The sequence below is a fragment of the Sphingomonas rhamnosi genome (genome assembly GCF_036663615.1).
In the GTDB taxonomy this organism is placed as follows: Bacteria; Pseudomonadota; Alphaproteobacteria; order Sphingomonadales; family Sphingomonadaceae; genus Sphingomonas.
On sequence record NZ_JAXOJJ010000001.1, the window covers coordinates 690,510 to 712,512 of the forward strand.

25 protein-coding genes and 1 tRNA gene are annotated in these 22,003 nt (G+C 67.3%); 22 read left to right on the forward strand and 4 right to left on the reverse strand.

Going from position 1 to position 22,003, the window contains the following annotated elements; genetic code table 11:
- Positions 1 to 232: 232 nt before the first annotated feature.
- From U1701_RS03360 to U1701_RS03385, 6 genes are all read left to right on the forward strand, one after another.
- Positions 233 to 2,716 (forward strand): helicase-related protein, encoded by a 2,484-nt coding sequence (locus U1701_RS03360; protein WP_332781107.1) that lies wholly within the window; start codon positions 233 to 235, stop codon positions 2,714 to 2,716.
- Complete coding sequence (locus U1701_RS03365) at positions 2,709 to 2,990, forward strand: RNA-binding S4 domain-containing protein (RefSeq protein WP_332781108.1); 282 nt, start codon at positions 2,709 to 2,711, stop codon at positions 2,988 to 2,990. The genes U1701_RS03360 and U1701_RS03365 overlap by 8 nt, the downstream gene beginning before the upstream one ends.
- Positions 2,991 to 3,093: 103 nt before the next feature.
- Positions 3,094 to 3,435, forward strand: a complete 342-nt coding sequence (gene fdxA, locus U1701_RS03370) for a ferredoxin FdxA (RefSeq protein ID WP_147083476.1) — start codon at positions 3,094 to 3,096, stop codon at positions 3,433 to 3,435.
- A 203-nt stretch (positions 3,436 to 3,638) separates the two neighbouring features.
- A complete protein-coding gene (locus tag U1701_RS03375; protein ID WP_147083475.1) occupies positions 3,639 to 4,172 on the forward strand; it encodes a CarD family transcriptional regulator in 534 nt (177 codons plus the stop codon).
- Between the two features lie 111 nt (positions 4,173 to 4,283).
- Positions 4,284 to 5,015, forward strand: a complete 732-nt coding sequence (locus U1701_RS03380; RefSeq protein WP_332781109.1) for a head GIN domain-containing protein — start codon at positions 4,284 to 4,286, stop codon at positions 5,013 to 5,015.
- A 61-nt stretch (positions 5,016 to 5,076) separates the two neighbouring features.
- Entirely contained in the window at positions 5,077 to 5,763 is a 687-nt protein-coding gene (locus U1701_RS03385) for a GIN domain-containing protein (protein WP_332781110.1), read from the forward strand.
- A 105-nt stretch (positions 5,764 to 5,868) separates the two neighbouring features.
- On the opposite strand, the gene U1701_RS03390 is transcribed toward U1701_RS03385, so the two are convergent.
- On the reverse strand, positions 5,869 to 6,288 hold the full coding sequence (locus U1701_RS03390) for a DUF1489 family protein (RefSeq protein WP_332781111.1): 420 nt from the start codon (positions 6,286 to 6,288) through the stop codon (positions 5,869 to 5,871).
- A gap of 32 nt (positions 6,289 to 6,320) precedes the next feature.
- Positions 6,321 to 7,718 carry a magnesium transporter gene (gene mgtE / locus U1701_RS03395; protein WP_332781112.1) on the reverse strand — a complete coding sequence of 466 codons (1,398 nt, stop codon included), beginning with the start codon at positions 7,716 to 7,718 and terminating at the stop codon, positions 6,321 to 6,323.
- Positions 7,719 to 7,836: 118 nt separating this feature from the next.
- On the opposite strand from mgtE, the gene U1701_RS03400 reads away from it, so the two are divergent.
- The 6 genes from U1701_RS03400 (at position 7,837) to U1701_RS03425 (ending at position 13,330) form a co-directional block, all read left to right on the forward strand.
- On the forward strand, positions 7,837 to 8,292 hold the full coding sequence (locus tag U1701_RS03400; RefSeq protein WP_332781113.1) for a peptidylprolyl isomerase: 456 nt from the start codon (positions 7,837 to 7,839) through the stop codon (positions 8,290 to 8,292).
- A 149-nt stretch (positions 8,293 to 8,441) separates the two neighbouring features.
- Complete coding sequence (thiD, locus tag U1701_RS03405; RefSeq protein ID WP_332781114.1) at positions 8,442 to 9,314, forward strand: bifunctional hydroxymethylpyrimidine kinase/phosphomethylpyrimidine kinase; 873 nt, start codon at positions 8,442 to 8,444, stop codon at positions 9,312 to 9,314.
- Complete coding sequence (gene rnhB, locus U1701_RS03410; protein WP_332781115.1) at positions 9,302 to 9,931, forward strand: ribonuclease HII; 630 nt, start codon at positions 9,302 to 9,304, stop codon at positions 9,929 to 9,931. Before thiD ends, rnhB begins: the two co-directional genes overlap by 13 nt.
- A gap of 148 nt (positions 9,932 to 10,079) precedes the next feature.
- On the forward strand, positions 10,080 to 11,204 hold the full coding sequence (locus tag U1701_RS03415) for a site-specific DNA-methyltransferase (RefSeq protein WP_332781116.1): 1,125 nt from the start codon (positions 10,080 to 10,082) through the stop codon (positions 11,202 to 11,204).
- A gap of 119 nt (positions 11,205 to 11,323) precedes the next feature.
- Positions 11,324 to 12,373, forward strand: a complete 1,050-nt coding sequence (gene folP, locus U1701_RS03420) for a dihydropteroate synthase (RefSeq protein ID WP_332781117.1) — start codon at positions 11,324 to 11,326, stop codon at positions 12,371 to 12,373.
- A gap of 72 nt (positions 12,374 to 12,445) precedes the next feature.
- A complete protein-coding gene (locus tag U1701_RS03425; protein ID WP_332781118.1) occupies positions 12,446 to 13,330 on the forward strand; it encodes a bestrophin family protein in 885 nt (294 codons plus the stop codon).
- 542 nt (positions 13,331 to 13,872) lie between these two features.
- On the opposite strand, the gene U1701_RS03430 is transcribed toward U1701_RS03425, so the two are convergent.
- On the reverse strand, positions 13,873 to 15,288 hold the full coding sequence (locus U1701_RS03430; protein ID WP_332781119.1) for a sigma-54-dependent transcriptional regulator: 1,416 nt from the start codon (positions 15,286 to 15,288) through the stop codon (positions 13,873 to 13,875).
- A gap of 161 nt (positions 15,289 to 15,449) precedes the next feature.
- On the opposite strand from U1701_RS03430, the gene U1701_RS03435 reads away from it, so the two are divergent.
- From U1701_RS03435 to U1701_RS03470, 8 genes are all read left to right on the forward strand, one after another.
- Positions 15,450 to 15,575, forward strand: a complete 126-nt coding sequence (locus tag U1701_RS03435) for an aa3-type cytochrome c oxidase subunit IV (protein ID WP_332781120.1) — start codon at positions 15,450 to 15,452, stop codon at positions 15,573 to 15,575.
- Positions 15,575 to 16,699, forward strand: coding sequence for an NAD(P) transhydrogenase subunit alpha (locus tag U1701_RS03440; protein ID WP_332781121.1), 1,125 nt, complete (start codon positions 15,575 to 15,577; stop codon positions 16,697 to 16,699). Before U1701_RS03435 ends, U1701_RS03440 begins: the two co-directional genes overlap by 1 nt.
- A gap of 6 nt (positions 16,700 to 16,705) precedes the next feature.
- The gene (locus tag U1701_RS03445; protein WP_332781122.1) at positions 16,706 to 16,954 is read left to right on the forward strand and encodes a type II toxin-antitoxin system HicA family toxin; all 249 of its coding nucleotides are present in this window, start codon (positions 16,706 to 16,708) and stop codon (positions 16,952 to 16,954) included.
- Positions 16,951 to 17,166 carry a type II toxin-antitoxin system HicB family antitoxin gene (locus tag U1701_RS03450; protein WP_332781123.1) on the forward strand — a complete coding sequence of 72 codons (216 nt, stop codon included), beginning with the start codon at positions 16,951 to 16,953 and terminating at the stop codon, positions 17,164 to 17,166. Before U1701_RS03445 ends, U1701_RS03450 begins: the two co-directional genes overlap by 4 nt.
- A gap of 141 nt (positions 17,167 to 17,307) precedes the next feature.
- Positions 17,308 to 17,607, forward strand: a complete 300-nt coding sequence (locus tag U1701_RS03455; protein WP_332781124.1) for an NAD(P) transhydrogenase subunit alpha part 2 — start codon at positions 17,308 to 17,310, stop codon at positions 17,605 to 17,607.
- Positions 17,608 to 17,714: 107 nt separating this feature from the next.
- Positions 17,715 to 19,151 carry an NAD(P)(+) transhydrogenase (Re/Si-specific) subunit beta gene (locus U1701_RS03460; protein WP_332781125.1) on the forward strand — a complete coding sequence of 479 codons (1,437 nt, stop codon included), beginning with the start codon at positions 17,715 to 17,717 and terminating at the stop codon, positions 19,149 to 19,151.
- A gap of 68 nt (positions 19,152 to 19,219) precedes the next feature.
- Positions 19,220 to 20,173, forward strand: a complete 954-nt coding sequence (locus U1701_RS03465) for a hypothetical protein (protein WP_332781126.1) — start codon at positions 19,220 to 19,222, stop codon at positions 20,171 to 20,173.
- 45 nt (positions 20,174 to 20,218) lie between these two features.
- Positions 20,219 to 20,294: transfer RNA gene (locus U1701_RS03470), tRNA-Val, on the forward strand.
- A 553-nt stretch (positions 20,295 to 20,847) separates the two neighbouring features.
- Here U1701_RS03470 and U1701_RS03475 read toward each other — a convergent pair.
- Positions 20,848 to 21,042, reverse strand: a complete 195-nt coding sequence (locus tag U1701_RS03475) for a helix-turn-helix transcriptional regulator (RefSeq protein WP_332781127.1) — start codon at positions 21,040 to 21,042, stop codon at positions 20,848 to 20,850.
- A gap of 89 nt (positions 21,043 to 21,131) precedes the next feature.
- On the opposite strand from U1701_RS03475, the gene U1701_RS03480 reads away from it, so the two are divergent.
- Positions 21,132 to 21,371, forward strand: coding sequence for a hypothetical protein (locus U1701_RS03480; protein ID WP_332781128.1), 240 nt, complete (start codon positions 21,132 to 21,134; stop codon positions 21,369 to 21,371).
- Between the two features lie 89 nt (positions 21,372 to 21,460).
- Positions 21,461 to 21,682, forward strand: a complete 222-nt coding sequence (locus tag U1701_RS03485; protein ID WP_332781129.1) for a hypothetical protein — start codon at positions 21,461 to 21,463, stop codon at positions 21,680 to 21,682.
- Positions 21,683 to 22,003: the final 321 nt, after the last annotated feature.

Here is a 22,003-nt window from a genome sequence, read left to right on the forward strand (position 1 = left end):
CCGGGTCGCTCGAAGCACTCCTTTGCGGCAGTCCGTGGCGTAGTACGGGCGGCCTGCCGACGCTCGAGGAACCAACGAAATAGGGGTGATTTACACCCGGAATGTGCGTGTGATCGAACGTCATTGCGCCGTCGAGTCGTATGGCGTCGGCGGGGGGAGCAGCCGAACACGATATGCCCGGCTCTTGCGCCAAGTCATTGCAAGCCTGCCCGCAACCCCCGATGTTGCAGGCATGAACGACGATGCGTCCGGGGTGATCACGGCGGTGCTGGGGCCGACCAATACGGGCAAGACGCATCTCGCGATCGAGCGGATGTGCGCGCATTCGAGCGGGATGATCGGCTTTCCGCTGAGACTGCTGGCGCGCGAAGTCTACGACCGCGTCGTTGCGATCAAGGGCGCCAACCGCGTTGCGCTGATCACCGGCGAAGAGAAGATCACGCCGCCGGACGCGCGCTGGTTGCTGTGCACGGCAGAGTCTATGCCCGACCGCGACGTCGCGTTCGTCGGGATCGACGAAGCGCAGCTCGGCGCCGATCCCGAGCGCGGGCATGTCTTCACCGATCGGCTGTTGCGCGCGCGCGGGCGCGAGGAGACGATGATCCTCGGCTCCGAAGCGCTGCGGCCGATGATCAAGTCGCTCGTGCCGACCGCCGAGATCGTCAACCGCCCGCGCTTCTCGACGTTGAGCTATGCCGGGGCGCGGAAGATCAGCCGGTTGCCCAAGCGCTCCGCGATCGTCGCGTTCAGCGCCGAGGAAGTCTACGCCGTCGCCGAGATGTTGCGCAGGCTTCGCGGTGGCGCAGCGGTGGTGATGGGCGCGCTCTCGCCGCGCACGCGCAACGCACAGGTCGCGATGTTCCAGGCGGGCGAGGTCGACTATCTGGTCGCCACCGATGCGATCGGGATGGGGCTCAACATGGACGTCGCGCATGTCGCGTTCGCCAGCCTCGACAAGTTCGACGGCAAGCGCCAGCGGCGGCTTACCGTCGCCGAAATGGCGCAGATCGCGGGCCGCGCCGGGCGGCACCAGCGCGACGGCACGTTCGGCGCGCTGTCGGAGGACGGTCCCGGCGCGTTCCTTCCCGAGGAAGTGCTGGCGATCGAGGAGCACCGTTTCCCGCGGCTTGAGAATCTCTACTGGCGGCAGGGTGAACCCGACTTCTCCAGCGTCGACGCGCTGATCGCCAGCCTCGAAGCGCGCCCGCCCTCCGGCGTCCTGCGCGCCGCGCCGCAGGCACTCGATCTTGGCATACTCAAGCGGCTCGCCGAGGAAGGCTGGGTGCGCGAGCGGACGCGGCATCCGAAGATGGTCGCGCGGCTGTGGGCCGCGTGCGGGGTTCCCGATTTCCGCAAGACAGGGCTCGATCCGCATGCGCGGTTCGTCTCACGGCTGTTCGGGCATCTGAGCGAGGCACGCGGCCATATCCCGCACCAGTGGTTCGCCGACGAGATCGCGCGGCTCGATACCGTCGCGGGCGATGTCGAGGTGATCGCCGGGCGGATCGCCGCCGCGCGCAGCTGGGCGTATATCGCGCAGCGCAGCGACTGGCTCGCCGACCCCGCGCATTGGGCGGGGCGCACCGCCGCGCTGGAGGAACGGCTATCCGATGCGCTCCACGCGAGTCTCACGCAGCGCTTCGTCGACAAACGCACGACGGCGCTGATGCGCCAGATCGGCGCCGACGCGTCTTCGTTACCTGTGGTGATCGGCGCGGAAGGCGAGGTGATGGTCGAGGACCATGCGATCGGTCGCCTCGACGGGTTCCGCTTCACCGTCGCCGCCGATGCGCGCGCGAGCGACAAGCGGCTCCTGCTCGCCGCCGCGGAAAAACGGCTGACGGGCGAACGGGCGCGGCGCGGTCAGGCGCTGGTCGAGGCGGCCGATACGGACATCACGCTGGCCGAGACGGGGATCGTCTGGGCGGGGCACCGCGTCGCGACGCTTGGGGTCGGCGGGTCGCTCGCGCGGCCGAAGCTGGTGCTCGACCGCGATCTCGATTGCCTCGATCGAACGATGCGCGAGCGCGTGCAGGTGCGACTTGGCGCGTGGCTGGCGACGATGCTCGGGCGGCGCGTCGGCGCGCTGGTCCGCCTTGCCGAGGTCGCGCGCGATCCGCAGGCGACGCCCGCACTGCGCGTGGTGGCGGCGGCGATCGAGGCGGCGGCGGGGACGACGCCGCGGCTTCCGCTGCGCGCCGCGCTCGACGCGCTGCTTCCCGACGAGCGCAAGCGGCTGCGGACGATGGGCGTCACGATCGGCGCGCTGGACGTGTTCGATGCACGACTGTTCAAGCCCGAGGCGGCACGCTGGCGCCGCGCGTTGCTCGCGACCCGCGGAACGACTCCTGCGGTCACCCCGGACGGCGCAACGGTACTGCCGCGGGCAAGCGCCGGGCTTGAGAGCGGGTTTCGTCCGCTCGCGCATCAGGCGGTACGGGTCGATCTGGTCGAGCGCGTCGCCCGCGCCGCGCACGACGCACGAGACGGCCGCACGCCGTTCGCCCCCAACCCGGCGCTCGCCACCTCGATCGGGCTCGACGCGGCGTCGCTCGAACGGCTGATGAGCGAACTCGGCTTCCGCGCCATTCCCGGTGACACTCCGCGCTGGGTGTGGCGCGGCCGCCCGCCCGCCAAGGCGGCGCCGCCGCCATCGCCCGACACCGCGATGTCGGGCGCGTTCGCCGCGCTCGCATCCCGGGTCCGGCATGGTTGACGGGATGCGGATCGACCGCTTCCTGTGGTTCGTACGCCTTGCCAAGACGCGCAGCGCGGCGCAGGCGATCGCCGAGAAGGGCCGGTTGCGGATCGACGGCCGCGCGATCGACCGCGCGCATTGCCCGGTCCGGATCGGCAACGTGCTGACCTTTGCCGCCAACGACCGCGTCCGCGTGATCCGCATCGAGGCGCTGCCGGTCCGTCGCGGCCCGCCCCCCGAAGCGCAGGCGTGTTACCAGGATCTGATAGCGGGCGCAGCCGACGACCTCTGACACCATCCATGCGGGATAGGATTGCCCGGATAACATTGACGTCATGCGGAACCGCGCATAGTCGACCGCTGTTCGTGCCGGAGTCCGGCCAAGGGAGCCCAGAATGACCTACGTCGTCACCGATGCCTGCATCCGCTGCAAGTACATGGACTGCGTGGAAGTGTGCCCCGTGGACTGCTTCTACGAAGGCGAGAACATGCTCGTCATCAACCCCAGTGAGTGCATCGACTGCGGCGTGTGCGAACCCGAATGCCCGGCGGAAGCGATCCTGCCGGATACCGAGAGCGGGCTCGAACAGTGGCTCGAGCTCAATACTACCTTCTCGGCGCAATGGCCCAACGTCACGCGCAACGCGAACCAGACGCCGCCCGATGCCGACGCGATGAAGGGCGTCGAGGGTAAGTTCGACAAGTATTTCTCGCCCGAGCCGGGCGCCGGCGACTAAGCGCGGTTTCCGTTCCGACTTGGGGCAACCGCGCTGCCACGATCGGCTGGTATTTTTGGTGTAAAGCTGTTAAATGGGTCCGTGACGGGCGCGATGGATCGTGCCCGCTGGAGTGTGTTCGAACCCTACCCCCTCCCGGATAGCCGAGCAGCGAGTTCTTCGCAGCTGTATCCTTGTGGAGGCATGACCCGGAAAGGCCCCCTATGGCTGCCAAGGCACTGTCCTTCGACGTCGGTGATTATGTCGTTTACCCAAAGCACGGCGTCGGCCGTGTGATCGAGCTGCAACGCTCGGAAATCGCCGGCATGACGCTGGAACTCTATGTGCTGCGGTTCGAGAAGGAGCGCATGACTCTCCGTGTGCCGACCAACAAGGCCGAGAGCGTCGGCATGCGCAAGTTGTCGTCGGACAAGACCATGCGCGAGGCGATGGACACGCTGAAGGGCAAGCCCAAGGTCAAGCGCACCATGTGGTCGCGCCGTGCGCAGGAATATGAGGCGAAGATCAATTCGGGCGACCTGGTGTCGATCGCCGAGGTGGTCCGCGACCTGTTCCGCGCCGACGACCAGCCCGAGCAGAGCTATTCCGAGCGCCAGATCTTCGAAGGCGCGACCAGCCGCCTCGCGCGCGAACTCGCCGCGATGGAAGAGATCGACGAGCCCAAGGCGCAGGAGAAGATCCTCGAGATTCTCCGCGCCGCGGCCGCGATCTACAACAAGGACAAGGTGCCCGCATAACGGGAGCATCCGGTTCAGGATATAAAAGGGCGGTCCCGCGGGGCCGCCCTTTTTTTATTGTACCTACGATCCAAACCGGTGTATTGTGCAGGCAACACACAGGAGATTGCCATGAAGCTGCTTACGCTCGGCCTGATCATCCCGCTCGCCGCCTGTTCCTTCAGTTCAAGCGGAGAGGCCGAGGGGCCGGGCGTGGCCGCGCAGGGCAGCGGTTCGATGCGAACATTCCAGGTCGCCGATTTCACCGGCATCGACCTGCGCGGGTCGGACGATATCGACGTCCGCGTCGGCCCCGGCTTCTCGGTTCGCGCCGAGGGGCCGTCCGAGGACCTCGACAAGCTCCGCATCGACCTGGACGGATCGACGCTGAATGTCGGCCGCAAGAACCGGACGGGGATGAACTGGGGCAAGGGCAGCAAGGTCAAGGTGTTCGTGACCCTTCCGCGATTGACCGAAGCCAATGTCGCCGGATCGGGGACGCTCGCGGTCGATCGCGTCGAGGGCAGCAAATTCGACGGCGGGATCGCGGGATCGGGGAACCTGCGCTTGGCCGCGCTCCAGGTCGACGAGGCCAAATTCTCGATCGCCGGATCGGGCAATGCCACCGCCGCCGGCGCCGCGAAAGCGCTGACGGTCGAGATCGCCGGATCGGGCGATATCGACGGCCGCGCGCTGCAGGCGCAGTCGGCGCGCATCGAGATCGCCGGGTCGGGCGGCGTCCGCGCGGTCGTCAACGGCGCCGCAACGGTCGACATGATGGGATCCGGGGACGTCGACCTCGGTCCGAATGCGCGCTGCACGGTGTCGAAGATGGGGTCCGGCACGGTCCGCTGCGCGAGCTGACTTGGCGCTCCGACTTGCGCCCCGACTTGCATCGTCAGCGCGGACGCGCGAGGCTCGGGTCATGAGATGTCTCCTGCTCGCGCTGCTCTTCGTCCCCGCGGCCGCGCCAGCCGCGACCCGGACCGTCTCGGTGGGCAGCTTCGAACGCATCCGCATCGACGGTCCGTTCGAGGTCCGGGTCCAGACCGGACGCTCGCCGGGCGCGACCATCACCGGCGACGTGCACGCCACCGATGAAGTCCAGGTCCGCGTGACGGGATCGACTCTGGTGGTCGCGCAGGGGACCAATGGCTGGGGCGAACAAGCGGGCGCGGCCAAGGGCCCGATCGTTGTCACGCTGTCGACCCCCAATCTGGTGTCCGCCGTCGTCGTCGCGGGCGGTCGGCTGACGATCAGCGGGATGAAGGCGATGCGCGTCGACCTGTCGGTCAGCGGCGCTGGCAGCCTGTCGCTGGCCAAGGCGGATACCGATCAACTGAACGCGACGGTATTGGGCACCGGCCAGATGACCGTGGGCGGCCGCGCCGCGCGCGCGCGGCTGACCACCAGCGGGCCGGGCGTGATCGACGCGTCGACGCTGGCGGTGCGCGACCTGACGGTGGTGCTCGACGGCGTGGGTGAGACGAAAGCCATGGCGAGCGGCAGCGCGCAGGTGACCAACACCGGGCTCGGCATGGTGACGGTGACGGGCCCGGCGCAATGCCTGGTGAAGGCGCCCGCGGGTGGTCCGGTAAGCTGCGGTCGTTAGCCCCGTTCGTCGCCCCAGCGAAGGCTGGGGTCTCCCGTTTCGAAAGCGCGCGCTCGCCGCACGAGACCCCGGCCTGCGCTGGGGTGACGGCATTTACGACTGGGCTCAGATCAACGCCAGCTCCGCCAGCTTGCACACCAAAGCCGCGGGCATGACGTCGAGCCCGCTGGCATCGCCGCCCAGATCGACCGGCGCATCCGCGCCCTCCAGATAGCGCCAGCCCTGGTGTGCACGCTTGGGGCGTGCCTGGACCAGCACCAGCACCGGATCGATATGGATCGCGACGCGGCCGCCTTCGGCCTCGCCGAACCCCAGGATCGCCGATCGCGCCACCAGTTGGTGCTTGAGGATCCAGAACATCGATCCTTGCCCGACGATCTCTTCGTGCCGCTTGGGCAGGTAGCGCGTGGTGAGGAACGCCGGCCCCTCCTCGCCGCGCAGCCGCAGCCGTTCGGCCAGATGCTCGACGCTCTCCGCGCCAAACGCGACCTTCGTCAGATGGAGGGGGGTCAGGTGTAATGCCATGCGATTGGAAAATGGCCTTTAACGGCGCGCGATCAACCGTGCAGGCCCCACGCGGCGGCCAATCCCAGGAACGAGAAGAACCCCATCGTGTCGGTCAGCGTCGTCACGAACACCGCCGACGACACCGCCGGATCGACATTGAAACGGTCCAGCGTCACCGGCACCAGCACGCCGCCGAGTCCGGCGGTCACATTGTTGATCACCATCGCCGCGGCGATCACGATCGACAGGTCGCGATTGTCGAAGATCACGAAGGTGCCGAGGCCGATCAGCGTCCCCAGCATGACGCCGTTCGCGGTGGCGATGCGCAGTTCGCGTAAGACCATCCAACGCGTGTTCGAACTGGTCAGCTGGTTGGTCGCGATCGCGCGCACCACCACCGCCAGCGTCTGCGTCCCGGCATTGCCGCCCATGCCCGACACGATCGGCATCAGCACCGCGAGCAGCGCGAAGGTCGCGATCGTGCCCTGGAACAGCCCGACGATCGACGACGCGATCATCGCGGTACCCAGATTGACGACCAGCCAGGTCATCCGTGTCCGCACCGTCAGCCGGATCGGTTCGTTGATGTCGCCGTCGCCGGCACCGGCCAGGCGCAGCGTATCCTCGCCCGCCTCTTCGGAGATGATGTGGACGATGTCGTCGACCGTGATCATGCCGACCAGCCGGCCGCCATTGTCGACCACCGCGGCCGAGATCAGCGCGTATTTCTGAAAGCGCAGCGCGACCTCTTCCTGATCCATATCGACCGGGATCAGAGTCTGCTCACGCTTCATGACATCGGCCATCGCGATCCCGCGCGGGGTGCGCAGCATCCACGACAGCTGACAGCTGCCGATCGGCTTGTGCGCGGGATCGACGACGAAGATTTCCCAGAAATCGGTGGTCAGCTCCTCATGCCCGCGCAGATAATCGATCGCGTCGCCGACGGTCCAATGTTCGGGCACCGCGATCAGCTCGCGCTGCATCAGGCGGCCGGCGGATTCCTCGGGATAGCTCAGCGCCTCCTCGATCGCGGCGCGATCGTCGGGGTCGAGCGCGCGCAGCACCGCGCGCTGCTCGTCCTCGTCCATGTCCTCGATGATCGCGACCGCGTCGTCGGTATCGAGCTCCGACGCGAGATCGGCGACCTCCGTCGGGGTCAGCGCGTCGATCAGATCCTCGCGGACATAATCGTTCATCTCGGCGAACACGTCGCCGTCGAGCAGGTCGCTGACCGCATGGGCGAGGCCCGCGCGATCCTCACGCGGCGTCAGCTCGAACAGATCGGCGATGTCGGCCGGGTGCAGCGGCTCGACCAACGAGCGCGCGCCCTCGGTGTCGCCCGCCTCGACCGCGTCGAGCACGGCGCGGACGAATTCGGGCTTCAGCCGGTCGTCTTCATCGAGCTGGGTTTCGGTTTCCGCCTCGGGAAGCTCGATCTCGCTCATGGCTGGCTCCCTTCTGTGCTGCGGAATGCTGTCGTCATGGGCCCTAACCCGCCCGGCACGCATTTGCCAGTCGGGCAACGGCTCCCTATCTGCCGGGCACCAATTCAGGAGAAGACGAATGGCCGACACCCCCGAAACGCTCACGCTGACGCTCGACAGCGGCGACGTGACGATCAAGCTGCGCCCCGATCTCGCGCCCAACCACGTTGCGCGGATCGTCGAGCTGGCGAATGATGGCTTCTACGACGGCGTCGTGTTCCACCGCGTGATCCCGGGCTTCATGGCGCAGGGCGGCGATCCCACCGGCACCGGCATGAGCGGCAGCGACAAGCCCAACCTCAAGGCCGAATTCTCCGCCGAGCCGCATGTCCGCGGCGTGTGCTCGATGGCGCGCACCAACCAGCCTGACACCGCGAACTCGCAGTTCTTCATCGTGTTCGACGACGCGCGCTTCCTCGACAAGCAGTATACCGTTTGGGGTCAGGTCACCGACGGCATGGACCTGATCGACGCGCTGCCCAAAGGCGAGCCACCCCGCGAGCCGGGCAAGATCGTCAAGGCGCGCGCGGCGTAAGAGCCACTCGCAAACCAATAGCTTCGTCATGCCGGACTTGGTCCGGCATCCACTGTGCCCCATCGTCTCACAGCTTTGATTCGCGGCTCGGTGGACCCCGGACCAAGTCCGGGGTGACGGCGGGTGTAGGGCTGGGCTAGAGCTACGCCATGCCCATCCCCCGCATCCTCGTCATCGCCGGATCGGACTCCGGCGGCGGCGCCGGCATCCAGGCCGACATCAAGACGATCACGATGCTCGGCGGCCATGCGATGACCGCGGTGACCGCCATCACCGCGCAGAACACGACAGGCGTGCAGGCGGTGCACCGGATCCCGACCGCGATGGTGCTGGCGCAGATTAATTCAGTCGTGTCGGACATCGGCGTCGATGCAGTGAAAATTGGCATGATCGGGTCGGCCGAGACGGCGAACGCGGTGGCGGGTTATCTTGAGCAATTTGCTCCCCTCCCTGGAAGGGAGGGGCTGGGGGTGGGTGGAGAGCCCGCGGAACATCTCGATTGCCCCAATCCAACCCACCCCCGCCCCCTCCCTTCCAGGGAGGGGAGAGTGCCCATCGTATTCGATCCCGTGATGGTCGCCACCACCGGCGCTGTCCTCGCCGACGCCGGCACGATCGCGGCCTTCAACCGCCTGATGCGGCTCGCGACGCTCGTCACCCCCAACCTTCCCGAACTTGCGGCACTTGGCGGCGAGGCTGCGGTTCGTGCGTTGGGTCCTGCTCTTCTCGTCAAGGGCGGGCACGGCGACGGCGCGGTCGTCGAGGACCGGCTGATCGCCGCCGACGGCGAGACCCGTTGGGCCAATCCACGCATCGACACGCAGCACAGCCACGGCACCGGCTGCACGCTCGCGAGCGGCATCGCCGTCGGGCTTGCCGCCGGGCTGCCACTCGCCGATGCGATCGGCCGGGCCATCGCGTTCGTCCGCGCGGCGCTTGCGGCCGCACCGGCTCTGGGCGCAGGGCATGGGCCGATGGGACACGCGCTGGGAAAGATACCGTTCAACCGATGCCAGGACTGAAACACGAGAACCTCTGCGCCGCGCCCGTCGCCGGCGTCGATGAAGCGGGCCGCGGCCCCCTCGCCGGACCGGTGGTCGCCGCCGCCGTGATCCTGCCGTCAAGAGGCGTGCCACGCGGGATCGACGATTCGAAGAAACTGACCGCCACGACCCGCGAACAGCTGTACGTGCGGCTGATGGATTGCGCCGTCGTGGGCATCGGCATCGTCGAGGCGGACGAGATCGACACGCTCAACATCTATTGGGCGACGATGAAGGCCATGACGCTCGCGGTCGACGCGCTCGCCCAGGCCCCCGCACACGTCCTTGTCGACGGCAACCGCCTGCCGCGCTGGGGCCATGCCGCGACCGCGCTGGTCGGCGGCGATGCCAAGTCGCGGTCGATCGCGGCCGCGTCGATCGTTGCCAAGCACACCCGCGACACGATCATGCTCGCGCATGCGCAGACGCATCCGATGTACAACTGGCATTCGAACAAAGGCTATGGCTGCCCGCACCATCTGAAGGCACTTCGCGAGCACGGACCGACGCCGCTCCACCGCCGCAGCTTCGCGCCGGTCGCCGCCGCCTACGCAAGTCTCGAGCTGAGTCTTTCGCGCAACACCGCTACCGCTTGAGCCGGCATGCGCGCGGCGACTCAATATCTGGCGGAAACGGCGGTCGACCGAACCGGGCGACGGCGCGACGTAGCAAAGGCTTAACCAAAACCTGCTTGACGGAGTCGTCCGATTCCGACGGTATGCGCACGACTTTGGGGGCAGACGAATGGGTGTGATCGAAATCGCGCGGCCGCAGGTCGCCTCGGCAGCCCCCGCGACACTGCCGCTGAATCAGATCCTGCGCGGCGATTGCATCGCGGCTATGAAGGCGCTCCCCGCGAAGTCCGTCGACATGATCTTTGCGGACCCCCCCTATAATCTCCAGCTCGGCGGCGACCTGTTCCGCCCCGATGGCACCCATGTCGACGCGGTCACCGACGACTGGGACAAGTTCGACACCTTCGCCGCGTACGACCGCTTCACCCGCGCCTGGCTCAAGGAGGCGTACCGCATCCTCAAGGACGACGGCACGATCTGGGTGATCGGCAGCTACCACAACATTTTCCGCGTCGGCGCCGCGGTGCAGGATCTCGGCTACTGGATCCTCAACGACATCGTCTGGCGCAAAGCCAACCCGATGCCGAACTTCCGCGGCACGCGCTTCACCAACGCGCACGAGACGCTGATCTGGGCGTCGAAGGGCGAGAAGGCGAAATACACCTTCAACTACCGGTCGATGAAGACGCTCAACGACGAGCTGCAGATGCGCTCCGACTGGGAATTCCCGATCTGCGGCGGTCCCGAACGGCTCAAGAAGAACGGCACCAAGGTGCACCCCACGCAGAAGCCCGAGGCGCTGCTGTACCGCATCCTGCTCGCCTGCACGCAGCCCGGCGACGTCGTGCTCGACCCGTTCTTCGGCACCGGCACGACCGGCGCGGTGGCCAAGCGGCTGAGGCGGCACTGGATCGGGATCGAGCGCGAGGGCGATTATATCGAGGCGGCACTGGAGCGGATCGAAGCCGCGCTGCCGCTCGACGAATCGGCGCTGTCGACGATGATGAGCCCGCGCGCACAGCCCAAGGTGGCGTTCGGCGTGCTGGTCGAGAATGGCTATCTGGCGCCCGGATCGGTGCTGACCGACGCAAAGCGGCGGTGGCGCGCAGCGGTGCGCGCGGACGGCTCGTTGCTGAGCGATTGCGGGACGATCGGGTCGATCCACAAACTGGGTTCGACGCTGCAGAACGCGCCGGCGTGCAACGGGTGGAGCTTCTGGCACCACGAGACGCCCGAGGGGCTGAAGCCGATCGATACGCTTCGGCAGACCTATCTGCTGGCGACGACGATCTGAGTCTTCCCCTCCCTGAAAGGGAGGGGGTAGGGGGTGGGTCGGTTCTGGGCGGGCGCGCCGTTCCGTCTCGAGCCGCCCCCCCCGGCCCCTCCCTATCAGGGAGGGGAGCAGGACACGATATGACCAGCCTCCACCTCCGCCCCGTCCAGTTCGTCGACACGCCGGCGACTCACCCCGACGGCAGCGTCGCGCGGCTTGCGGGCGGGATGACGTGGTTCGCCGCCTATGAGGTGATCGAGGGCCGCACCCGCCGTACCCTGCCGCTTGCCGAGGCGATCGCGCTCGGCGAGCGCGCGGCGCGGCTCCACGCGGCGATCATCGCGCCGCGCCCCCCCCTCACGCTCGGCAGCCGGACGCTGCGGTTCGACCAGCCGGTGGTGGCCGCGATCCTCAACGTCACGCCCGACAGCTTTTCCGACGGCGGCAAGCACGGCGCCGACGCTGCGGCCGCCGGCGTCGACATGGCGGCGGCGGGTGCGACCCTGATCGATCTCGGCGGCGAATCGACCCGCCCCGGTGCCGCCGCGGTGTGGGAAGGCGACGAGATCGCGCGCGTGCTGCCCGTCACCGAACGGCTCGTCGCCAGTGGTGCGCTGGTCTCGGTCGACACGCGCAAAGCCGCGGTGATGGAGGCGACTCTCGCCGCGGGTGCGCATATCGTCAACGACGTGTCGGCGCTGTTGTGGGACGACCGCGCGCTGGGCGTCGTCGCGCGGAGCGGCTGCCCGGTCATCCTGATGCACTCGCCCGACCCCAAGGCCGGCGGGCATGGTAGCGGCGGCTATGGCAACGTGCTGACCGAGGTGTTCAACTGGCTCGAGGCGCGCATCGCCGCGGTGGTTGCAGGCGGCGTCGACCCCACGCGGATCATCGTTGATCCGGGCATCGGCTTCGGCAAGACGCTCGCCGAGAACCTCGCGCTGCTGAACGGTCTCGCGATCTTCCACGGACTCGGCTGCCCGATCCTGCTCGGCGCTAGCCGCAAGCGGCTGATCGGTGCGCTGTCGAACGAGGCACCCGCGGACCAGCGGCTCGGCGGGTCGATCGCGTTGGCGCTGCGCGGCGCCGATGCGGGCGTGCAGATGCTGCGCGTCCACGACGTCGCCGAGACCGTGCAGGCGCTGAAGGTCTGGCGCGGCCTGCGCGATCAAGCGCTCTCCGCAACCTGACTGTCTCCGCCGCGTTGCAGCATAGTGCCGCGTCGGGCATGACAGATTTTTCATGAAACTGGAGCCGCCCTTTTGATCGTCACCGCCACGCCGCGTCTCAGCCAGATCCTCAGCGAGGTCTGGCGTCCGCTGCTCGGGCTGTTCGTCTGGGACGTGGTCGTCACCGTCACCTATTACGTCCTGCCGTTCCACGCGCCGTCGCTGCCGCTGACGCTGTTCGGCACCGCGCTGGCGCTGTTCCTGGGGTTCCGCGACAATTCGGCCTATCAGCGCTGGTGGGAGAGCCGCGGGCTGTGGGGGCTGATGATCAACGCGTCGCGCAGCCTGGCGCGGATGACGCGCAACATGCTGCCCGAACCCGAGGGGCACGACATGAAACGGACGATCGTGCTGCGTCAGATCGCTTATGTGAACGCGCTACGCTGCCAATTGCGGCGTCAGCCCGCGCCGCCCGAGGTGCTGCGCTTCCTGTCGGAGGACGAGGCATCGTTCGCGCTGGCCCGCACCAACATCGCCAACGGCCTGCTCGACGGCACCGGACGCCGTATCGACATCTGCCGCCGCAACGGCTGGATCGACACCATCCAGCAGACGCAGTTCGAACGCGTGCTGGTCGACATCGCCAATGCGCAGGGCGGCATGGAGCGGATCAAGAACACGCCGCTGCCCAACCAGTACCGGTTCTTCCCGAGCGTGTTCACGCGCCTGTTCTGCATCCTGCTGCCGATCGGGCTGGTCGAGACGCTGGGCTTCGCGACCCCGGTCGGCTCGACGATCGCGGGGCTGATGTTCCTGGCGGTGCTGCAGATCGGCGACGATCTGGTCGATCCGTTCGCGGACACGATCCACGACGTGCCGCTGACCGCGATGTGCCGGACGATCGAGATCGACCTGCTCCAGGCGATCGGCGACCCCGCGCCCGAGCCGCTGACGCCGGTCAAGGGGGTGTTGTGGTAGCGGCACGGGCGGCCGAAAGGTCACAAAAGTCACGCGCGCATGTGATTCCGCGTTCGGATGGCCTTGGGTATCGACGGCTTCAAAGACTTGAGCAGACGATTGCACTACCGGCCCGTGTAGGACAGCGGAAAATAGCGGGACAGCGGAGGGCGCAGCTCTGGTGAGAGTGTCCAAATCTTGTCGGTCTGACGCCCCTGATTGAGGTGGTCATGTCGGCTAACGCCCAGTTGCGGACATTGGCGCGGTACCCGATGGTAGCTGTATGGACTCGAAACCGACAACGAAGCGCCGCAGGTGGATTTGGGGCGCTATAGCGTTCGCCGGAGCAATATGCCTGTTCTCTGCAGGTGTAATCTATGGCCGCTGGCTGATCACGAGTGGAGCTTGTGTGCCGAGCGGTTGCCGATGGCCTTAGTCCGCTAACCACCAGTTTTCGTCATCCTGACGGAGGTCAGATCCAGGGTCTCGAACGGCCCCGCTTGGCTCTAGTGTCCAGGACGACGGGTGAGATGTCGTCGCCTCTACACCAACATCAGGCGCATTCACGCCGCGTTGTCGATGCCCAGTTCGCCGAGCTTGCGGTACAGCGTCGACCGCCCGATCCCCAGCCGCCGCGCGACCTCGGTCATGCGGCCGCGGTAGTGGCCTATCGCGAGGCGGATGACGTCGGCCTCGATCTCCTCCAGCGCGCGCAGGTTTCCGTCGGCGCGGAACAGGGTGACGCCGCCGCCGCCCGCCGCCGCCGCCGCGGGGCCGCGCTGGCGGTTGCCGAGCGCGGCGATCTGCGGGAAATCGGCCTTGGTCAGCGCGGCGCCCTCGCACAGCACCGCGGCGCGGAAGAGCGCGTTCTGGAGCTGGCGGACATTGCCGGGCCAGTCATATTGCACGAGCAGCGCGAGCGCGTCGTCGGTGATGCCGAGCGGCCGAAGTCCGGGTTGCTGCGCGATCCGCGCCAGCAGGTGCCGCGCCAGCGCCGGGATGTCGCCGGTGCGTTCGCGTAACGGCGGGATTGCGACCTGGACGACGTTCAGCCGGTAATAGAGATCCTCGCGGAACCGCCCCGCCTCGACCTCGTCGAGCAGCGGCCGGTTGGTCGCCGCGATCACGCGGACATCGACCTGACGCGGATGCCGCGCGCCGATCGCCTGCACGTCGCCGGTCTGCAGCACGCGCAGCAGCTTCACCTGCGCCTCTAGCGGCATCTCGCCGATCTCGTCCAGGAACAGCGTCCCGCCGTCGGCGTCGAGGAACCGGCCGATCTTGCGTTCGAACGCACCGGTGAAGGCGCCCTTTTCGTGCCCGAACAGCTCGGATTCGACGAGGTTGGCGGGGATCGCGCCGCAATTGACGGTGACGATCGGCCGCTTCGCGCGGGGGGATGCGGCGTGGATCGCCTCGGCGATCACCTCCTTGCCGACCCCGCTTTCGCCCTCCAGCAGAACCGCGACGCGCGCGCGTGCCGCCTTGGCCGCGATCGCCAGCGCGGCGCGGAAATCGGGCGACGACCCGACGATCTCGTCGAACGCGAGCAACGCCGGAATCTTCTCGGTCAGCGGCCGCAGCTCGCCCGCCGCGGTGCCCGCCACCGCCGCGTCGAGCGCGGCGAGGAAGCGTTCGGGCGCGAGCGGCTTGACCAGAAAGTCGGTCGCGCCCGCACGCATCGCCGCAACCGCGTGTGCGACCGACCCGTTGGCGGTCAGCATCAGGATCGGCAGCGCGGGACGCCGTTCGCGCAGCGCGGCAATGACCCCGCCCGCGTCGGCAGTGGGCGCCCAGTGATCGAACACGATCGCGTCGAGCTGCATCCCGTCCTGCGTGCCGAGAGTCGCGATCGCCATCTCGCCATCGGCGGCGAAGATCGCGCGCCAGCCGTTGCGCGCGGCCAGCGCCGCCACCAGCCGCCGCTGCGCGGGCTCGTCGTCGATCAGCAATAATAGGCGCTGCCCGTTGCGCGTCATGGCGATTCCCGTCCCGTATCGGGCCATGATTAGCGCGCGGGGGTAAAGGGCGACTTAAGCCTGCCAGTGAGAGACTTGCTCGGTGATGGACCGGCGCGGTGATGGACTTGAGGATGCCGGGGGGGCAGGATAGGGATAACCGAACGATAAGGGATGAGGCGATGGCCGGCGACGGGAACATGAACGCGCATGTGGCGACCTACGGCAAGGTCACCACGATGATGAAATGGGGCAGCGTCGCCGTGGCGATCGTCGCCGCACTGGTCATCTGGCTGATCGCGCACTGATGAAGATCGCCGTCCTGAAAGAGCATGCGGACGGCGAACAGCGCGTCGCGGCCACGCCCGAAACCGTGAAAAAGTTCATCGCGCTGGGTGCGACGATCGCGGTCGAAAGCAGCGCGGGCGATACCGCCTCGATCGCGGATGCGGCCTATACGGACGCCGGCGCGTCGGTGGGGGACCGGGCGGCAACGCTGGCGGGTGCGGATATCGTGCTCGGCGTGCAGGGTCCCGCGCCCGATAGCCTGTCGGGCGTTGCGCCGGGGGCGTGGATCGTCGCCAGCCTCAACCCGTTCGGGGAGCGCGCGCGCGTCGATGCCTATGCCGCCGCGGGGTACGAGGCGCTGGCGATGGAGTTCACGCCGCGGATCACCCGCGCGCAGAGCATGGATATCCTGTCGTCGCAGTCGAACCTGGCGGGCTACAAGGCGGTGCTCGACGCGGCGGCGGAATATGGCCGCGCCTTCCCGATGATGATGACCGCGGCGGGTACGGTGAGCGCCGCCAAGGCGTTCGTGATGGGTGTCGGCGTTGCCGGGCTTCAGGCGATCGCGACCGCGCGGCGGCTGGGCGCGCAGGTCTCGGCGACCGATGTGCGCAGCGCGACCAAGGAGCAGATCCAGTCGCTCGGCGCGAAACCGATCTTCGTTGAGAACGTCGCCGGGATCGAGGGCGAAGGCTCGGGCGGCTATGCCGGCGAGATGAGCCCCGAATATCAGAAGGCACAGGCCGAGCTGGTGACCGCGCATATCGCCAAGCAGGATATCGTGATCACGACGGCGCTGATCCCCGGCCGCCCTGCCCCGCGTCTCATTTCGGCGGCGCAGGTCGCGAGCATGCGGCCGGGCAGCGTCATCGTCGACCTCGCGGTCGAACAGGGCGGTAACGTCGAGGGCGCGGTCGCGGGTGAGGTCGTGGTGGTGAACGGCGTCAAGATCGTCGGCCACCGCAACGTGCCGAGCCGGTTGGCGGCGGACACCAGCGCGCTGTTCAGCCGCAACCTGTTCAACTTCCTCAGCGCGTTCTGGGACAAGGAGGCGGGCAAGCCGGTACTCGACGCGGAGATCGGCGACGCGATCCGGCTGACCCAAGGCGGCAAGGTCGTGAACGTGCGGTTGCTGAGCGCGTGACGCCGGATGGTCCAGGCCGACAAGCTGTTGGACCGGATGCGCACCAACCCGCGCGACTGGCGGATCGAGGACGTGGTTTCGGTCTGCCTCAGCGCGGGGATCGCTTGCTCGCCACCGCGCAAAGGCTCACATTACAAAGTGAAACATCACGGCATGGCCGAGATCCTGACCATCCCCGCGCACCGGCCGATCAAGCCGATCTACATCCGCGAGCTGGTCCGGTTCGTGGATGCGGTACGAGGGAGTTCGACATGAATCCGCATGATTACGAGGTGGATATCGTGCCACTGTCCGCGACGGACGGCGGCGGCTTCAGCGCCGTCGCACCGGAGCTGCCGGGGTGCCGATCGGACGGCGACACCCCGCAGGAAGCGCTCGACAATATCTACGACGCGATCCTCTGCTGGATCGAAGGCGCGGAGGAAATGGGGCGCGCGGTGCCCCAGCCCCGTCGCGCCGCCGCGTGAGCGCGATGCGCGATACCGCTGTCCTACACGCCGCTCTTCTGCTCTCGTGCGGACGTCGCGGTCAGGGCGAAGGGGACTCAATGTTGAAACATCGTCAGCGCCTCAACTTTCTCAACATTCGCGCGCACCAAGGGGCCTGAGATGGACTTCATCGCGATCCTGTCGATCTTCGTCATGGCGTGTTTCGTCGGCTATTATGTCGTCTGGTCGGTGACGCCGGCGCTGCACACGCCGTTGATGGCGGTGACCAACGCGATCTCGAGCGTGATCATCGTCGGTGCGCTGATTGCGAGCGCCGCGGCGGGGAGTGCGGTCGCCAAATATCTCGGGCTGCTCGCGGTGGTGCTCGCGAGCGTCAACATCTTCGGCGGCTTCGCGGTCACCGCGCGGATGCTGGCGATGTATAAGAAGAAGGAGCGGCCGGCGGCCGTTCCGAAGTAACGATCCGTCACCCCAGCGCAGGCTGGGGTCTCGCGCGGCGCTGTCCCGCGAGAGCAACGGGAGATGCCAGCCTGCGCTGGCATGACGAATTTTGAGGCGGGATTACGATGGACCACACGACCGCAGTCAATCCCTGGGTGGCGCTCGCCTATCTCGTCGCGGGGGTGTGCTTTATCCTCGCGCTGCGCGGGCTGTCGAGCCCGGCGACGAGCCAGCGCGGCAACCGTTTCGGCATGGTGGGGATGACGATCGCGGTCGTGACGACTCTGGTCACGCATCTGAACGTCGGCATCTGGGAGATCGTCGTCGCAATCGGGATCGGTGCCGCGATCGGGCTCACCACCGCGCGGAAGATCGCGATGACCGACATGCCGCAGCTCGTCGCGGCGTTCCACAGCCTGGTCGGCCTTGCCGCGGTGCTGGTCGGTGTCGCCGCCTATCTGAACCCCGAAGCGTTTGGAATCGCCGACCTGATGATCCCGCTGCTCGGCGATCCGGTGGCGATCATCCGCCCGGTCAGCCGGATCGAGCTGGGGCTCGGCGTCGCGATCGGCGCGATCACCTTCTCGGGCTCGGTGATCGCATTCCTGAAGCTCAACGGCAACATGGGCGGCAAGCCGATCCTGCTGCCCGGCCGGCATGTCATCAACCTGACCGTGCTGGCCGCGATCGTCGGGCTGGTCGCGTTTTTCGTGACCGACCAGAGCCCCTGGATATTCTGGACGATCACGGTGCTGAGCTTCGTGATCGGCTTCCTGCTGATCGTGCCGATCGGCGGCGCCGACATGCCCGTCGTCGTGTCGATGCTCAATTCCTATTCGGGCTGGGCGGCGGCGGCGATGGGGTTCACGCTCCACAACAGCGCGATGATCATCACCGGCGCGCTGGTCGGCAGCTCGGGCGCGATCCTCAGCTACATCATGTGCCGCGCGATGAACCGCAGCTTCATCAGCGTGATCGCCGGCGGCTTCGGCGCGGTGGCGGATGCGAGCGGCGGCGAGGCCAAGGAACAGCGCCCGTGGAAGCGCGGCTCGGCGGAGGACGCCGCGTTCCTGATGAGCCAGGCCGAACAGGTCATCATCGTCCCCGGCTACGGCATGGCGGTGGCGCAGGCGCAGCACGCGCTGCGCGAGATGGGCGACAAGCTGAAGGCGCATGGCGTCCGCGTGAAATACGCGATCCACCCGGTCGCCGGCCGCATGCCGGGGCACATGAACGTGCTGCTTGCCGAGGCGAACGTACCCTATGACGAGGTGTTCGAGCTCGAGGACATCAACGGCGAGTTCGCGCAGACCGACGTCGCGTTCGTGATCGGCGCCAACGACGTCACCAACCCCGCCGCCAAGACCGACAAGACCTCGCCGATCTATGGCATGCCCGTGCTCGACGTCGAGAAGGCGAAGACCGTGCTGTTCATCAAGCGCAGCATGGGTGGGGTCGGCTATGCCGGCGTCGACAACGACGTGTTCTACATGGACAACACGATGATGCTGCTCGCCGACGCCAAGAAGATGGTCGAGGACATCATCAAGTCGCTCGACTGAGCTAGACGGAATCGGACGAAAACCGACCCAGTTCGGGTGTAAGTCGCTGCAACTGTACCGCTAGTCTGGTGCGGGGGCATCGGGTGAATATCGGCGGTCAGACGAACGGCGACATGCTTGGCGGGGGCGTTCTGGCGATCGCCCTGATCGCCGCGCCCGACGCCGCGGACCGGCTGGCGGTCGCGATCCACGTGATCAACGCACGCCCGGAGCCGCGATGCGGATGGGACGCGCCACGCGCACCGTTCGCGCCCCCGCGGGTCGTCGCGATCGAGGCTGCGGGGGTCGAAGCCACGACGCTGCGCGCACATCTGCCGACGATCGTCGACTGGGCCGAAGACTGCGGCGCGACTCTGGTCGTGGCGATGACACCCGACCAGATCGACCTGGTCGCCGCGATCACGCTCGGCGGATCGAGCGCGTTGCTGGTCGATCCCGACGTCGCCGAGTGCGCAGCCGCGCTGACGATCGCGGTCGAACGCGCCCGCGCGCCGGCCGGCGTGTCCGATATCAGCCGCGAGAGCGACAGCGCGCGGTTCGAACGCCTGAATGCGGAGGTGGCGCGGATCGCCGATGCGCTCGCCCGCCTGACCCGCAACGACCACGACCGCGACCGCGACGCCCAGCCGCCGATCGTCGGCGACCGCACCACCCGCTACGGTGCCCCGCCCGCCGTGGCGCCGCCGACCGCCGGCGAAGTCCGCCGCACGATCCGCGCGCGGCGGATGCGCGACCAGTTCTTCGGCTCGGGCTATTTCGAGGATCCCGGCTGGGACATGCTCCTCGATCTCTATGCGGCCGAACTGGAAGGGGCGCAGGTGTCGGTATCGAGCCTGTGCATCGCCGCCGCGGTCGCGCCGACGACGGCGCTGCGCTGGATCGGCCGGCTGTCCGACGCCGGCTGGTTCGAACGCCGCCCCGACCCATTCGACCGCCGCCGTGCCTATATGGCGCTGTCGCACCGGGCGAGCGAGGCGATGCACGGCTATATGGCGGCGATCCGGCGGGTCGAACTGGGATAGCCGGCTTGCCGCCGACGAAATCGGCGCTAAGAGCATGCTGAGAGAGGGCGATTAGCTCAGTTGGTAGAGCGTCTCGTTTACACCGAGAATGTCGGCGGTTCGAGCCCGTCATCGCCCACCATTCCCTCTATCCCGCCATCCGCAAAGGGCGGCAAAAGTCCGCAAAAGGCGCCGAAAAGCGCCATTCCGGCTTCTCGTCCGCTATCAGTCCATATCGTCCAAGAGCGACACATGTAGGGGTCGATTGGGGTACCGAATCAGAAAGCGGAAACAGGCGGATCGAGACCCCGTTCGGCGATCAGGTCTACTACGACTGCAAAGGTGCTTATGGCGTCCGCACGTTCGTGGGGTGACTCTCTCCCATGACGCCGTAGCCCGCCCAATACTGCAATGGTATTTTTTCAAGCACCTTCGCTTTGGCGAGAGTCGCAGTTTGATCCTTGCCGAACCGGTACGCGATAACACCGTCCGTCAGCAGCTCGTGGTCTAACGGAACGACGCCCGCGCACTCGAATAGCGCGTCAATCTCAGAGCGGTGATCGGACTTGAACCGAACTCGTATCGTCATCCCGGGCTCCTAGAAGTCATCTGGGCGATCGCTGCCTGACCGTCGCATTATGGTGGGAAGCGAACATTACCGTGCGCTCGCCCAGCGGCTACTTGCCCATTCCAAATCAATCATCGCCAGCGCCGCCGGCCACCCAGGCGTCGACATCGGTCTCGTACCACGCAACGACGTGCACGCTCAGCTTGCGCTGCTTCGGGAAGGTGCCCTCTTCCATCTTCGGGTAGATTGTCGCGGTCGACAGGCCGGTGCGGTGGCGCACCTCGGGGATGCGGATCAGGCGGTCCTTGCTGCGATCGGTCATAATGCACTCCATGCGTCGGAGGACGGCTCCGAACCGAATGCCAGTGCGTTGATGCGAGCGACGAAGAACTTGTGACGGGAGAGAAATCTGTGTCCGACGAACTACACACCAAGCCTGAGCCTGAGACCTTCGCCGATCTGGCCAACCAGCCGTCCGGCTCGGGCGTGGAAGCCGAACAGGTCGCGTTTATGAAGGCCACGTTGGAAGGCGCCGCCGCCGACGCCTCTCTTGATGCGGGCATTGCCGACGAATCCGCCGCATACACCCGCGCGATGTCGCCGACCGAAGACGGTCCCGGCGAAGCTGAGAGCGAAGCCCAACCGAGCTGATCGGGCGGCTTTGACATCGCGTGGTGGCCGCTAGCCAAACACGTACCTGCCGCTAATGGGGCCCGGAGATTGATCAACGAGGTTTCCCTGTGGCAGCGACCGTAATCACACCTAGCGGCACCGGCGCGATGGAGGCTGGCTTGGTTCTCGACGAGGACGGCGGGCGCTTCGTTGTGCTGACGTTCAAGGAGCCCAACGGGGAACCGACGCTGGTCACCTTCACCGTTCCGATCTTCAAGAACTACGTCGAGCATCTGGTCCGGACGGCGAAGGCCGCTGACGATGAGGCCAACTGGGGTATCCCCGGTTGATTCTTCAACCGCGGCGCGCCTGACCGTCAATCGTCATGCCGCGATCCTCGTCGGCGCGCTTGGGAACGGTAAGACGCGCTCGCCGCCGTCACCGTCCGGCCCCGGATGCGCCTGACCTTCTCAGTCACCGCAGAAGCGGGTCTCGTGAGTTGTGGGGAACATAGAGACCGGGAACGCGGAGTTGCCCTGCACGACGATCGGCGCGCGCGCCTGGCATGTTCCGGTATCTGCCGGCGCCGACGGACCGCGACTGGCGTTGGCAAGCCTCGGCTCCGTGCGCGCCTACCAGACACCCGTCGCGCAGTTCTGCTCGAGATGGTC